The sequence below is a fragment of the Thioalkalivibrio sp. ALR17-21 genome (assembly GCF_000420185.1).
Lineage (GTDB): Bacteria > Pseudomonadota > Gammaproteobacteria > Ectothiorhodospirales > Ectothiorhodospiraceae > Thioalkalivibrio > Thioalkalivibrio halophilus.
The window spans coordinates 44,184-57,924 of record NZ_ATUL01000012.1 but is presented as its reverse complement, the minus strand read 5'-3'; the positions used below and the strand labels follow the sequence as shown (position 1 = coordinate 57,924).

General features: G+C 68.6%; 11 protein-coding genes and 1 pseudogene. 10 read left to right on the top strand and 2 right to left on the bottom strand.

All coding sequences use genetic code 11. The features are described 5' to 3' along the window. Nucleotides 1–34: 34 nt before the first annotated feature. Nucleotides 35–2,525, top strand: a pseudogene (locus G020_RS14665) (glycogen/starch/alpha-glucan phosphorylase). A 28-nt stretch (nucleotides 2,526–2,553) separates the two neighbouring features. Here the strand turns inward: G020_RS14665 and rimO are convergent. Continuing rightward, entirely contained in the window at nucleotides 2,554–3,909 is a 1,356-nt protein-coding gene (gene rimO / locus G020_RS0107985) for a 30S ribosomal protein S12 methylthiotransferase RimO (RefSeq protein WP_029681242.1), read from the bottom strand. A gap of 653 nt (nucleotides 3,910–4,562) precedes the next feature. Between rimO and rpmE the strand changes: the two genes are divergently transcribed. From rpmE to G020_RS0107945, 8 genes are all read left to right on the top strand, one after another. Next, on the top strand, nucleotides 4,563–4,766 hold the full coding sequence (rpmE, locus tag G020_RS0107980) for a 50S ribosomal protein L31 (RefSeq protein ID WP_024329236.1): 204 nt from the start codon (nucleotides 4,563–4,565) through the stop codon (nucleotides 4,764–4,766). Nucleotides 4,767–4,977: 211 nt separating this feature from the next. Next, nucleotides 4,978–5,835, top strand: a complete 858-nt coding sequence (locus G020_RS0107975; protein WP_024329235.1) for a M48 family metallopeptidase — start codon at nucleotides 4,978–4,980, stop codon at nucleotides 5,833–5,835. A 32-nt stretch (nucleotides 5,836–5,867) separates the two neighbouring features. Then, complete coding sequence (locus tag G020_RS0107970) at nucleotides 5,868–7,088, top strand: malic enzyme-like NAD(P)-binding protein (protein ID WP_018947063.1); 1,221 nt, start codon at nucleotides 5,868–5,870, stop codon at nucleotides 7,086–7,088. Nucleotides 7,089–7,113: 25 nt separating this feature from the next. Beyond that, complete coding sequence (gene mdh, locus G020_RS0107965; RefSeq protein WP_018869104.1) at nucleotides 7,114–8,037, top strand: malate dehydrogenase; 924 nt, start codon at nucleotides 7,114–7,116, stop codon at nucleotides 8,035–8,037. Continuing rightward, a complete protein-coding gene (locus G020_RS0107960; protein WP_024329234.1) occupies nucleotides 8,021–8,965 on the top strand; it encodes a 5'-3' exonuclease H3TH domain-containing protein in 945 nt (314 codons plus the stop codon). Before mdh ends, G020_RS0107960 begins: the two co-directional genes overlap by 17 nt. Continuing rightward, nucleotides 8,962–9,627, top strand: a complete 666-nt coding sequence (locus G020_RS0107955) for a DUF1007 family protein (protein ID WP_024329233.1) — start codon at nucleotides 8,962–8,964, stop codon at nucleotides 9,625–9,627. The genes G020_RS0107960 and G020_RS0107955 overlap by 4 nt, the downstream gene beginning before the upstream one ends. 1 nt (nucleotide 9,628) lies before the next feature. After that, on the top strand, nucleotides 9,629–10,171 hold the full coding sequence (locus tag G020_RS0107950; RefSeq protein WP_024329232.1) for a pseudouridine synthase: 543 nt from the start codon (nucleotides 9,629–9,631) through the stop codon (nucleotides 10,169–10,171). A 108-nt stretch (nucleotides 10,172–10,279) separates the two neighbouring features. Next, a complete protein-coding gene (locus tag G020_RS0107945) occupies nucleotides 10,280–12,373 on the top strand; it encodes a transglycosylase SLT domain-containing protein (RefSeq protein ID WP_024329231.1) in 2,094 nt (697 codons plus the stop codon). Between the two features lie 7 nt (nucleotides 12,374–12,380). Here G020_RS0107945 and G020_RS0107940 read toward each other — a convergent pair whose 3' ends face one another. Next, nucleotides 12,381–12,764 (bottom strand): group III truncated hemoglobin, encoded by a 384-nt coding sequence (locus tag G020_RS0107940; protein ID WP_024329230.1) that lies wholly within the window; start codon nucleotides 12,762–12,764, stop codon nucleotides 12,381–12,383. A 71-nt stretch (nucleotides 12,765–12,835) separates the two neighbouring features. Here G020_RS0107940 and G020_RS0107935 point away from each other — a divergent pair, with 71 nt between their 5' ends. Beyond that, the gene (locus tag G020_RS0107935) at nucleotides 12,836–13,741 is read left to right on the top strand and encodes a fructosamine kinase family protein (protein WP_024329229.1); all 906 of its coding nucleotides are present in this window, start codon (nucleotides 12,836–12,838) and stop codon (nucleotides 13,739–13,741) included.

Here is a 13,741-nt window from a genome sequence, read left to right as displayed (position 1 = left end):
GGCGTGTCCGGCCGCAACCCCCCGGAGAAAAAAGATGTCCACCAGCGCCGACACGACGGCCCCCCCGCTCAGCCCGCTCCCGCACGATACCGAGGGCCTGAAACAGTCCATCCGCGATGCCATGGTGCGGTTCGTCGGAAAGGATCCGAAACAGGCCACCCAGCGCGACTGGCTCGATGCCACCTCGTTCGCGGTGCGCGAACGCATGATCGAACGCCGGCTGCTGACCCGCCGCCAGTTCGACGCGGAAGACGTCAAGCGGGTCTATTACCTGTCGATGGAGTACCTGATCGGGCGCATGCTGGAGGCCAACCTGCGCAACACCGGCATCCTCGACGAGACCCGCGAGGCCCTCGCTCAGCTGGGACAGGACTACGACGAGATCGTTGCCTGGGAGGATGACGCCGCGCTGGGCAACGGCGGCCTCGGGCGCCTGGCCGCCTGCATCCTCGAATCGCTGGCAACCCAGGGCTATCCCGGCTTCGGCTACGGCATCCGCTATGAATACGGCATGTTCCGCCAGCAGTTCGAGCCCTACCGTCAGGTCGAGCACCCGGACAACTGGCTGCGCTACGGCAACCCCTGGGAGTTCCCGCGCGCGGAACGCAAATACCCGATCCGCTTCTACGGCGAGGTAGTAGAACACCACCGGAGCGACGGATCGGTACATTACTCCTGGGAAGACGGCGAACAGATCCTGGCCATGGCCTATGACTACCCCACCGCGGGTTATGGCCGGCGCAACGTCAACAACCTGCGCCTGTGGGGGGCCAAGGCCACCCGCGACTTCGATCTGCGCTATTTCAACGAGGGCGACTACATTCGCGCCGTGGCCGACAAGAGCCAGTCGGAGAGCATCTCCATGGTGCTCTATCCCAACGACGCCACCGCCATCGGCAAAGAACTGCGGCTGAAGCAGGAGTACTTCTTCGTCGCCGCCTCGCTGCACGACATCCTCGATCGCCACCTGGAGCTGGGCTATACCCTGGACGATCTGCCCCACCAGGTCGCGATCCAGCTGAACGACACCCACCCGGCGATCGCGGTGGCGGAGATGATGCGCCTGCTGATGGACCGCCACGAGCTGCACTGGGCCCGTGCCTGGGAGCTCTGCCGCAAGGTATTCGCCTACACCAACCACACCCTGATGCCCGAGGCCCTGGAAACCTGGTCTGTGGACCTCATGGCCCGCGTGCTTCCGCGGCACATGCAGATCATCTACCGCATCAACCACGAATTCCTCGAGATGGTGCGCCGGCGCTTCCCCGGCGACGAGGAGCGCCTCAAGCGGCTGTCACTGATCGACGAGGAAGGCGGCCGCAACGTCCGCATGGCCCATCTGGCGGTGGTCGGTTCACACCAGATCAACGGCGTCGCCGCCCTGCATACCGAGCTGCTGAAACAGACCCTGTTCGCCGATTTCTACCAGCTGTGGCCGGAACGCTTCGTCAATGTCACCAACGGCGTCACCCCCCGGCTGTGGATGATCCAGGCCAATCCGGAGCTGACCGAGTTCCTCGGTGAAAAGATCGGTCACGACTGGCAGTACGACCTTGAACGCCTGCGCGCGCTGGAGCCCTGGGTCGCGGATCCGGAGCTTCAACAGAAGTTTCAGCAGGTCAAGCGCAAGAACAAGGAGCGCCTGGCCACGCTGGTGCGCGAGCGCACCGGCATCCGCATCCGCACCGACGTGCTTTTTGATGTGCAGATCAAGCGCATCCACGAATACAAGCGCCAGCTGCTCAAGCTGCTGCACGTCATCGAGCTGTACAACCGCATCCGCGACGGCGAGAACGTCCCCCCGCGGGTGGTGATCTTCGGCGGCAAGGCGGCCCCCGGCTACCAGCGCGCCAAGGACATCATCCAGGTCATCAACGAGGTCGCGGACGTCATCAACCACGACCCGCAGGTGGGCGACCGCCTGAAGTGCGTGTTCATCCCCAACTACGAAGTCAGCGCCGCTGACCGTAATCATCCCCGCGGCGGACCTCTCGGAGCAGATCTCCACCGCGGGCTTCGAGGCCTCGGGCACCGGCAACATGAAGCTGGCCCTGAACGGCGCGCTGACCGTCGGCACGCTGGACGGTGCCAACATCGAGATCCGCGACGCGGTGGGCGAGGACAACATCTTCATCTTCGGCATGACCGAGTCCGAGGTGGTCGCCCACCGCGCCCGCGGCGAGGTCCCCGAAGCCATGCTCGCCGGCCGGCCCGCGCTGAGCCGCACGGTGGAGATGATCGAGCAGGGCTATTTCACCTGCGACGACAACGCCACCCATGCGGAACTGGGGCACTATCTGCGCCACCAGGACCCGTTCTTCGTGCTCGCCGACTACCCCGCCTACCGCGAGGCCTGCGAGCGGGCCGACGCGCTGTATGCCCAGCCGGAATGCTGGAACGCCGCGGCGCTCACCAACATCGCGCGCATGGGCTACTTCTCCATTGACCGCACGGTGCGCGACTACGCGGAGAAGATCTGGGACGCCACGCCGGAACCGGTGGCCCCGAAGCGCAACGGCGGCTGAACACGACCGCCGAGCGAGGCCGCCCCGGTCACTCGTCCGGGTCGGCGACCTCGGCGATCAGGTCGTGCTCGCGGGCGGCGGTGACCCGCACTTCGATGAAGTCCCCCGCCTCCACCGAGTCGGGGTCGGCATCCGGCACGCGGATCACCCCGTCGATCTCCGGCGCCTCCGCGGCCGAACGCGCGACCACGACTCCGTGTTCGTCGGTGCCGTCGACCAGCACCACCGGCTGCGTGCCCACCCGACGGCGCAGGCGCTCGGCACTGATCTCCGCCTGCACCTCCATGAAACGCGCCAGACGCTCCTCGCGCACCGCCTCCGGGACCGGGTCCGGCAGGGCATTGGCCTCGGCCCCGTCCACCGGCGAATAGGCAAAGGCCCCGACGCGGTCGAGCTGCGCCTCGCGCAGGAAGTCCAGCAGGGTCTCGAACTCGGCCTCGGTCTCTCCGGGGAAGCCCACGATGAACGTCGAACGCAGCGTCAGATCGGGACGTCGCGTACGCCAGTCGGCGATCCGTTCCAGCACCTTCTCCGCCGCGGCCGGACGACGCATGGCCTTGAGCACCCGCGGGTGGCCGTGCTGCAGCGGCATGTCCAGATAGGGCAGCAGCCCGCCCTCCTCGCCGGACCCCATCAGCGGGATCAGCCGGTCCACATGCGGATAGGGATAGACGTAGTGCAGCCGCACCCAGATGCCCAGCTGCCCCAGGGCCTCGGCGAGGTGCGCGATATCCGAGCGGATCGGGCGCCCGCCGTGGAAGCCGGTACGATATTTCACGTCCACGCCGTAGGCGGAAGTGTCCTGCGAGATCACCAGGATCTCGCGCACACCGGCCTCGGCCAGGCGCTCGGCCTCCGCCAGCACCTCGCCGATCGAGCGACTGACCAGGTCGCCGCGCAGGCCGGGGATGATGCAGAAGCTGCAGCGGTGATTGCAGCCCTCGGAGACCTTGAGATAGGCGTAGTGACGCGGGGTCAGGCGGATGCCCTCCGGTGGCACCAGGGTCTCGAAGGTGCCCGCCGGCGGCGGCAGGTGCTCGTGCACCGCCGTGACCACGTCCTCGTAGGCATGCGGCCCGGTGACCGCCAGCACGTCCGGGTGGCGCTCGTGGATGGTCTCGGCATCCTTGCCCAGGCAGCCGGTCACGATCACCTGCCCGTTCTCCGCCAGGGCCTCGCCGATCGCCCCCAGCGATTCCTCCACGGCCTCGTCGATGAAACCGCAGGTATTCACCACCACCAGGTCCGCACCGGTGTAGTCCCCGACAATCCCGTAGCCCTCGGCACGCAGCCGGGTCAGGATGCGCTCGGAATCGACCAGCGCCTTGGGGCAGCCAAGGCTGACAAAGCCGACCTGCGGCACTGCACTTGACAATGCGGACATGTTATTCACAACGCGACTCCCGTCCTTTCACCCCGGCCCCGACCCCGGGCAGCACCGGGCCCGGGCCCATTGACATAAAAAGAACTCTTTATTTTCAAAAATATACAAAGCATGGATAAAAACTGACCAATCCAGAGTCCTGCGCCTCAGCAAGCCACCGGCGCCATCCAGTGACAGTTCATCCACAAAGTTTTCCACAGGTTTCGGGGAAAACTCGCGCAGTCCGCCGGAACACCGCTGAAGACAACGACTTGCCCGTACCCTTGCGGAGGGCGACCCGCCGGCCCTGTTCGCCTGCGGGCTGGTTCCCGCCATCGCGAGTCGCGGAGCCCCCGCCCCGTCATTGCGAGGAGCCGAAGGCGACGTGGCAATCGGCCGAAGCTGCCTGCATGCAGGAACAGGTGGCTTCGGATGGAGATCGCCACATCGCTTCGCGACTCGCGATGACGGGAACGTGCTCGGACGCGAACCGACCGGTTTCGCGCAAAACGTACGCCCCGCTGGAACGTCCCGCAAGACAACGAGTTGTTCGCATCGCCCGACAGCACGTCCGGATCCCGGCCACCCCCCGCGAAGACCGCCGTCGACTTGCGCCCGGCCACAGGAGGCGGCTATGCTAGCGCACTTTTCGCCCGAACACGCGTGAGTCGACCATGAAAGCCGAGATCCATCCCCAATACCGCGAAGTCAACGTAATCTGCACCTGTGGCACGAAGTTCACGACCCGTTCCACCCTGAGTCAGGACGAGATGCACCTGGACGTCTGCTCGCAGTGCCATCCGTTCTATACCGGCAAGCAGAAGATCGTCGACACCGCCGGCCAGGTGGACAAGTTCAAGCGCCGCTTCGCGTTCTGAAGTCCCGCGCGAGGTCGCATCACGCGGCCCCGCAGGCAGGCGGCGGCCCATCGGTCCCGCCGGCGTGGCCGATCCGGCGAGGGCATCCTTCGGGGTGCCCTCGTTTGCGTGCGGGCTCCGCTCCGCGGCCCGCAGGGTGTATGCTGAAGGGGTGTCATTATCCCGCGACCCCGCGGGTCCTGCAGGCAGAAACCGCATGAACTGGTCACGCATGAACTCGCTGTTCCGTCCGCTGCGCCGGCGTCTGCCGGTACTGGCCCTGATCGCCGTGCTGGGCATGGCCCTGGGCCTGCCCGCCTGCACCACCAACCCGGTGACCGGGCGCTCCCAGCTAATGCTGGTCTCCGAAAACCAGGCGATCGACGCCTCGCGCGAGGCCTACGTCGAAATGCTGTCCGGCGCGCGCGAGGAGGGGCGGATCAACACCGATCCCGAGATGACCGAACGGGTCCACGGCATCACCGGCCGGGTCGTGGCACAGGCCATCGAGTACCGCCCCGAAACCGCGGACTGGGACTGGGAGATCGCGGTCATCGAGGCGCCGGACACCCTCAACGCGTTCGCCATGGCCGGCGGCAAGATGGCGATCTACTCGGGCATCATCGAGCAGCTGGAACTGACCGACGACGAACTGGCGCAGATCATCGGCCACGAGATCGGCCATGCCCTGTCCGCCCACAGCGCCGAGAAGATGTCGGTGGCGATGGCCTCCAATCTGGCGGTCACCGGCTTCGCCATCACCGGCGACCGCTCCGAGCTGGCGCTGACCGGCGCCGCGCTGGGCGCGGTGCTGGCGGTGCAGCTGCCCCACAGCCGGCGCATGGAAACCGAAGCCGACGAGATCGGCATCGAACTGGCGGCCCGCGCCGGCTACGACCCCGACGCCGCCCCGGCGCTGTGGCGCAAGATGGCCGAGCAGTCCGGCGACAGCCGCCACCCGGTGTTCCTCAGCACCCACCCGGCGCCGGAAGGGCGCCAGCGCGAGCTCGCCCGGCTGGCCGACGAGGTACGACCGCTGTACGAGGCAGCCCGCGACCGCAATGATCTGCCGACCCACCCGGTCAACTGAACCCACCGCCCGCACAAGGCCCGTTCGCAATCATGTCCGACGATTTCAACCAGCGCGCCCTCGACTACCACGCCCGCGAACCGGCCGGGAAACTGGCCATCCACGTCACCAAGCCCACCGCCACGCAGGACGACCTGTCGCTGGCGTATTCGCCCGGCGTGGCGGCCCCGGTGCGCGCCATCGCCGACAACCCCGACGAGGTCTACCGCTATACCGGCAAGGGCAACCTGGTGGCCGTGATCACCGACGGCACCGCGGTTCTCGGCCTGGGCAACACCGGCGCGCTGGCTTCCAAACCAGTGATGGAGGGCAAGGGCGTGCTGTTCAAGACCTTCGCCGGGGTCGACGTGTTCGACATCGAGGTCGACGCCGCCCAGCCCGAGGACTTCATCAATACCGTGGCGCGCATCGCCGGCGGCTTCGGCGGCATCAACCTCGAGGACATCGCGGCGCCGCACTGTTTCGAGATCGAACGCCGCCTGAGCGAACGCCTGGACATCCCGGTGTTCCACGATGACCAGCACGGCACGGCCATCATCACCGCCGCCGGCCTGCTCAACGCCCTGTCCATCCAGGGCAAGAACCTGGCCGACGCCCGGATCGTCTGCGTGGGCGCGGGAGCTGCCGGCATCGCATCCATGCAGCTGCTGGTGCGCCTGGGTGCGAGCAAGCACCTCATCCACATGGTCGACCGCAATGGCGTAATCCACAGCCACCGTGAAGACCTCAATGAACACAAGCAGATCTTCGCGGTGGACACCGAGGACCGCACGCTGGAGGACGCCTGCCGCGACGCGGACGTGTTCATCGGGCTGTCCGGCCCGGACATCCTGACCCCGGACATGCTGCGGAGCATGGCGCCGAACCCGGTGATCTTCGCCCTGTCCAATCCGGACCCGGAGATCCAGCCGGACCTGGCCCGCGAGACCCGGGACGACCTGATCATGGCGACCGGCCGCTCCGACTACCCCAACCAGGTCAACAACGTGCTCGGATTCCCGTTCATCTTCCGCGGGGCGCTGGACGTGCGCGCCCGGCGCATCAACGACGCCATGCTGGTCGCGGCCACCCACGCGATCGCCGACCTGGCGCGCGAACCGGTGCCGCAGAGCGTGCTGGACGCCTACGGCCGCGACCACCTGGAGTTCGGACCGGACTACATCCTGCCCACGCCGTTCGATCCGCGCCTGATCGAGACCATCCCGGAGGCGGTGGCCCGGGCGGCCCGCGACAGCGGCGTGGCGCGAACCTGAACACACAGTCCGAGGAGCGCAGGCCATGCAGAAGATCGCCATCGTCGGAGCCGGGCGGGTGGGGGAATCCACCGCGCAGTTCCTTGCCCGCCGTGACCTCGCCCGCGAGATCGCGCTGCTGGATGTCCATGAAGGGACCGCCGCCGGGGCCGCACTGGATATCCAGGAGACCGCGCCCCTGCTGGGCTTCGACACCCGCCTGACCGGTTCCCACGAGGCGGACGTCATCGCCGGTGCGGAACTGGTGATCATCACCGCCGGGCTGCCACGCAAGCCGGGCATGTCGCGCTCCGATGTCCTCGACAAGAACGTCGCGATCCTCGACGAAATCCTCGACCAGGTCCGGCGCCACGCCCCCGACAGCCGCCTGCTGGTGGTCTCCAATCCGGTGGACGTGCTCACCTGGCGCGCGGCGCAGCAGACCGGCTGGAGCCGCGACCGGATCATGGGCCAGGCGGGCGTGCTGGACACCTCGCGCATGGCCGCCTTCATCGCGCTGGAGACCGGCCTGTCGGTGCACGACATCCAGGCCCTGGTGCTGGGCGGGCATGGCGACGCCATGGTCCCGCTGCTGCGCTACTCGCATGTCAACGGCATCCCGCTGGACCGGTTCCTCGACCGCGAAACCCTCGACTCCATCGTCGAGCGCACCCGCCACGGCGGCGCCGAGATCCTCGCCCTCAAGCAGACCTCCAGCGCCTATGCGGCCCCGGCCGCGGCGATCGCCGAGATGGTCGAGGCGATCGCCCTCGACCGGCGCCGGGTCCTGCCCACGGTCGCGCTGCTGGACGGCGAATACGGCCAGCGCGATGTCGCCACCGGCGTCCCCTGCATCCTCGGCCAGGGGGGCATGGAACGCATCGTGGAACTGGATCTCCAGGCCGACGAACAGGCGGATCTCGAGCGTTCCATCGCCGGCATCCGGAAGGATCTTGAACGCCTGCAGTGAACCCGTGGCCACCCCGACCTGCACGGTCGTGGACACCAGCATCTTCGTGTTCCGCGCCTGGTTCGCGCGCGGCCTCGATCCCGACCCGCAGGGCCGGCCCGGCGGTGCGCTGCACGGCTTCGTCCACTCCCTGTGCCAGTGGCTGCCACGGCGTGCCCCGGGGCCGCTGGGCTTCTGTTTCGACACCTCGCTGCGGCGCGGTTTCCGCCACCGCCTCGACCCCGGGTACAAGGCCCATCGTCCGCCGGCACCCCCCGAACTGCGGGCTCAGTTCGAGCGGATCGGCGAGCTGCTGGACGCCCTCGGGCTGGCCCGCTTCTCACACCCCGAATACGAGGCCGACGATCTGATCGCCACCCTGACCCGCAACGCGCGCACGGCGGGACTGCCGGTCGCGGTGATGAGCGCCGACAAGGATCTGGCACAGACCATCCTCGGCGACCGGGACCACCTGCACGACCCGGAACGCGGCCGGCCCATGGACCGCCGGGCCCTCGAGAAACGCCTGCGCGTGCGCCCCGACCAGGTGGCCGACCTGCTGGCTCTGGCCGGTGACCGCAGCGACAACATCCCGGGCATCCACGGACTGGGGCCGCGCGGAGCGGCCCGCATCCTGCGCCGCCTGGGTGACCTGGAAAGCGTGCTTGCCGATCCCGACGCGGTTCGCCGCTGCAACCTGCGCCGCGCCACCGCCCTCGCGCAGGCGATCGCCGCCGATCCCGAACGCCTGCGCCTGTCGCGCCGGCTGACCGGTCTGGTGGACGACGTCCCGGGACTCCCCCGGGGTTCCGATCTGCCCGCCGAACTGCAGCCGCGCGGACCGGTCAGTGACATACACGCCCGGCTGCATGACCTCGGCGTGCACCCCGACTACCACGAGCGGCTGCTGCATGTGGCCGCCCCGACCCCGGAGGCCATCCCGGCATGAACCCGGTCCGCATTCAACCGCGCCTGGCGACGCGCCTTGCCGCATTCCTGCTGCTGGCCGCGACGGCCGGCCTGCCCGGCACCGCAGCCGCCCATCCGCACGCCTGGATCGATCTCGAGGTCGATTTCGAGCGCGACGCCACCGGCCAGCTGGTGCGCATGCATCACCTGTGGCAATTCGACCCGATGTACTCCGAATACCTCCACGAAGACGCCCTGGCCCACCAGGAGGGCGACAGCGACGTCGAGCGCCTGAACGCGCTGGCGCGCGAGATCCTCGACAATCTGGAGGAATACGACTGGTACACGCACTTCGAGGCCGAAGGCCACGCGATCGAGGTGCGGCCGGAGGGCGAGGCGCGGATGGAAAAGGACGGAGACACCCTGGAATACCGCTTCACCCTGGCGCTCGAGGGTGCGCCCGACCCGGCGCGGACGCCGGTGGCTTACCGCGTCTTTGATCCCACCTATTTCATCGAGATCCTGCACCCTGACGAACGCCCTCCGCAGGTGCGCGGGGCACCGGAATGCGAAGTCGAGGTCGACCGGCCACGGCCCGACCCGGCGATGGTCGCCCGCGCCATGGCCCTGGACTATGGCGCGGAGCCCGAGGAGAACCTCGGGCGCCATTTCGCCGACCGGGTGACCCTGCGCTGCGACTGACATGAGCCGGATCCTGCTGCTCCACAAGCCCTGGGGCGTGCTCAGCCAGTTCACCGACCGCGAGGGCCGTCCCACCCTGGCCGATTACATCGACCTGCCCGGCGTGCACCCGGCCGGACGTCTGGACCGCGATTCCGAGGGCCTTCTGGTGCTCACCGACGATGGCGCTCTGAACGCCCGCATCACCCGCCCCGGCCCCGACTCCGCGGGCAAGACCTACTGGGTGCAGGTGGAAGGCGAGCCCGACGAGGCCGCGCTGGAGGCCCTGCGCACCGGGGTCGAACTGCGCGACGGACTCACCCTGCCGGCGAAGGTCGACCGTATGGACCCACCGGACCTGCCGGAACGCGACCCGCCGGTGCGCTTTCGCCGCCACATCCCCACCCGCTGGCTTGCGATCACCCTTTACGAAGGGCGCAACCGTCAGGTCCGGCGGATGACCGCGACGGTCGGCCACCCCACCCTGCGCCTGGTGCGCTACCGCGTCGCCTCCTGGACCCTCGACGGGCTGGACCGCGGCGAGACCCTGCTGCTTTCCGACTGATCGGGCGGCATTGCGCGTCATGCCGCGCAAAACACGGGCGCGGGGATTGCCAGCCCGCCGGACCTGACGGATGATGTTGGAATACGCGGAGGCTCAGGAGACACAGGCATGCGCATTCGTCAGCGGCTGATCGCCGGCGGCCCCGGCACGATCTTCGCCATGGTCCTGACCCTGCTGGTCGGCGGCCCTTCTGCGGCAGACTCCGGTTCCGGCGCGGAAGAAACTCGCTACGCCTTCGAGCGCGGCCTGTTCGTCACCGCCGAACGGGCGCTCAATCGCGGCCACACCGAGGCGTTCGAGCGCGCGCGCGAGACCCTGGCCGATTACCCCCTCGCACCGTATCTCGACTACCGCCGCCTCGCCCGTGACCTTGGGCGGGCAGAACCCGACGCGGTGCGGGAATTCCTCGAGCATCACGGCGATACCCCGCTGGCCGACCGCCTGTACGCCAACTACCTGCGCCATCTCGGCGAGGAATCCGAATGGGATACCCTGCTGGAGATGGTCGACGACCAGCGTTCCATGGGGGTGACCCAGGACTGCCATCGCCGCCAGGCCCTGCTGGACCGAGGCGAGGACGACGCCGCGCTGGAGGACATCGAGTCGATCTGGCTGCACGGCCATTCGCGGCCCTCGGCCTGTGACCCGGCTCTGGACACCTGGCGGGATGCCGACGGCCTGACCAGTGAACTGGCGATGCAGCGCTTCGCCCTCGCCATGGACGCCGGCCAGACCGGGCTGGCCCGCTACCTGCGCCGCTACCTCGACCGTGACGACGAAGCCTGGGCCGAGCGCTGGCTCAACCTCCGGGAACGGCCGCGTCGGGTCGCCCGGGCCGACTTCGACGCCGGCGACCACCCGCAGGCCGGCCCCATGGCCGAAGACGCCTGGAAACGCTGGGTCCGTTCCGACCTGGACGCCGCCCTGGACGCCTGGCAGGAGCGGGCCGCGAACGGCCCGGCGACCCTGGATAGCGACGGCCGCAACGCGGTGGCCCACGCCCTGGGCCTGCGCCTGGCGGTGCGCTACCGCGACGAGGCCCCCGAGTTCCTCGCCGGACTGGACGAAGAGGTCTTCGACGCCCAGCTGCGCCAGTGGCAGGTACGCGTGGCCCTGCGGGCGGGGGACTGGGAAACCGTGCGCGACGCGGTCCGTGCCATGCCGCAAGAGACCCGCGAAGAGGCCCAGTGGCGCTACTGGTTCGCGCGCGCCGAAGAGGCCCTGGGCAATGCGGACAGCGCCCGCGATCACTACGAGCGGGCCGCCACCGAACGCAATTTCCACGGTTTTCTCGCCGCCGACCGGATCGAACAGCCTTACCGTATCGGGCATCGGCGCGCGGATCTGGACAACGGCCTGCGGGTGCGCGTGCGCAACCAGCCCGCGATGCTGCGGATGCGCGAACTGCTGCGGCTGGATCGCCACGCCGAAGCGCGGCGCGAATGGCAGCACGCGGTCGCGCGCATGGACAACGACGAGCGGGTGGCCGCGGCACACGAGTTCGCCGAATGGGGCTGGCACGACCGGGCGATCTTCACCGTGGCCCGCGCACGCCAGTGGGACGATGTCGAACTGCGCTTTCCGCTGGCCTTCGACGATCTGATCGTTGCCGGCGCCCGCGATCAGGGCATTGATCCGGCCTGGGCCATGGCGGTCGCGCGCCAGGAGAGCGCATTCCTGCATGACGTGCGTTCACACGCGGGCGCACTGGGCATCATGCAGATCATGCCGGCCACCGGGCGCAACATCGCCTCGGCCGCGGGCGTGCAGGTGAATTCCGACTGGGACATCCTCGAGCCCGCGAACAATGCCCGCCTGGGCACCTACTATCTCGGGCGCAATCAGGAGCGCTTCGGCGGCCACGGGCTGCTGTCCACCGCCGCCTACAACGCCGGGGCCCACCGGGTCCGGCAATGGCTGCCGGAAGACGGCGAGACCCTGGATGCGGACATCTGGGCGGAACTGATCCCGTTCTCCGAGACCCGCAAGTACATCCGCCGGGTGTACGCCTACCGCATCCTGTACGCCGTGCGTCTCGGCCAGGAACCGCCGTCGATGGCCAGCCTGCTGTACCCGGTCACCGCGGAATCGCACCTGGCCGAGGCCCGTCAGGCCCATCTGCGCGAGGTGCACGGCGGGGACGACATCGCCCTGAATCGCGGCTACTGCGGCTTTCCCGGCGGCGGCGCGGACCCCTGCTGACGCCGCCTCAGCCGGTCAGGATGTCCTGACGCATGCGGCTGGCGATACCCTCGGCCAGCTGCTGCCATTCCTTCGCGTGCGCCGGATCCAGCATCTCGTCGGTGGTCGCGCGGAAGTGCTCCATCCAGGCCTGAAGATCGTCTTCGGTCAGCTTCAGCGGCGCGTGCTTGCCCACCATGTCGATGGTCGGAGGCTGTTCCAGACGCCCGCCCAGGTTCTGGTACCAGAAATCGCTGATCCGGCGCACGTGATCCTCGAAATCCTCGATGCGCTCGAAGTGGTGCCCGATCCGGGGATCGGCCGACACCCGGCGGTAAAACTCGTCGATCACGGCGCGGATCTGGTCCGCCCCGATCTTGTCGCACAGCGGTTCCAGTTTGCGGAAGGCCATCTCGGGACTCCTGACGTTCGGGGTGTGTAGTGGTTAACCTGTCAGCCACATCCGCCACGGGAGACAGACGCATGACGCGAAGCAGCGCACGGGACGACGACCTGACCGCCGCCCTGGCCCGGTGCATCACGGACCATACCGGAGTGCCGTTCGAGGCGACAGGCCGCAGCGCGCGCTCCGGCGGCTCCATCAACCAGGCCCTGCGTCTGGAGGGCACCGACGGCCGCCGTTTCTTCGTCAAGCTCAACCGTGGCGACCACGCCGGCATGTTCGCCGCCGAGGCCCGCGGGCTGACCGAGCTGCAGCGCTGCGAGGTGCTCAAGATCCCGGAGGTCATCGGCACCGGCGAGGCCGGCGGGGCCCGCTTCCTGATCATCGAGGACCTGGACCTGGGCGGCCCGCGCGACGCGGTGGCGCTGGCGCGTGGCATCACGGACATGCACGGGCATACCGCCAGCCGCTTCGGCCTCGACGAGGACAATTTCATCGGATCCACGCCGCAGTCCAATCGGCCGCATGCGGACTGGGTGGATTTCTATCGCGAGGAGCGCCTGGGATTCCAGCGTCGCCTGGCCCGCGACCGCGGGGCCCCACGCGGGCGTCTGGACACCCTGGCCGAGCTGGAGGAACGCCTGGACGGCTTCTTCACCGACTACCGCCCGCAGCCGTCCCTGCTGCACGGCGATCTGTGGAGCGGCAACTGGGACTTCCTCGGCGACGGCCGGCCGACGCTGTTCGACCCGGCCACCTATTACGGCGACCCGGAGGCCGACCTGGCGATGATGGAGCTGTTCGGCCACCCCGGGCGGGACTTCTTCGCGGCCTACGCCGAACAGCGGCCGCTGGATCCGGGCTATGCCACCCGCCGGACGCTGTACAACCTGTACCACATCCTCAACCACGACCACCTGTTCGGCGGCGGCTACGGCTCGCAGGCCGATCGCATGGCACAGCAGCTGCTCGCCGAAGTGCGCTGA

Coding starts and splice junctions, on each gene's coding strand:
- G020_RS0107940 (WP_024329230.1), bottom strand. CDS start 12,764: ATGGCCTTCCGCAAACTGGAACCGCTGTGCGACAAGATCGGGGCGGAC.
- G020_RS0107975 (WP_024329235.1), top strand. CDS start 4,978: ATGAACTCGCTGTTCCGTCCGCTGCGCCGGCGTCTGCCGGTACTGGCC.
- G020_RS0107955 (WP_024329233.1), top strand. CDS start 8,962: ATGAACCCGGTCCGCATTCAACCGCGCCTGGCGACGCGCCTTGCCGCA.
- mdh (WP_018869104.1), top strand. CDS start 7,114: ATGCAGAAGATCGCCATCGTCGGAGCCGGGCGGGTGGGGGAATCCACC.
- G020_RS0107970 (WP_018947063.1), top strand. CDS start 5,868: ATGTCCGACGATTTCAACCAGCGCGCCCTCGACTACCACGCCCGCGAA.
- rimO (WP_029681242.1), bottom strand. CDS start 3,909: ATGTCCGCATTGTCAAGTGCAGTGCCGCAGGTCGGCTTTGTCAGCCTT.
- G020_RS0107945 (WP_024329231.1), top strand. CDS start 10,280: ATGCGCATTCGTCAGCGGCTGATCGCCGGCGGCCCCGGCACGATCTTC.
- rpmE (WP_024329236.1), top strand. CDS start 4,563: ATGAAAGCCGAGATCCATCCCCAATACCGCGAAGTCAACGTAATCTGC.
- G020_RS0107950 (WP_024329232.1), top strand. CDS start 9,629: ATGAGCCGGATCCTGCTGCTCCACAAGCCCTGGGGCGTGCTCAGCCAG.
- G020_RS0107935 (WP_024329229.1), top strand. CDS start 12,836: ATGACGCGAAGCAGCGCACGGGACGACGACCTGACCGCCGCCCTGGCC.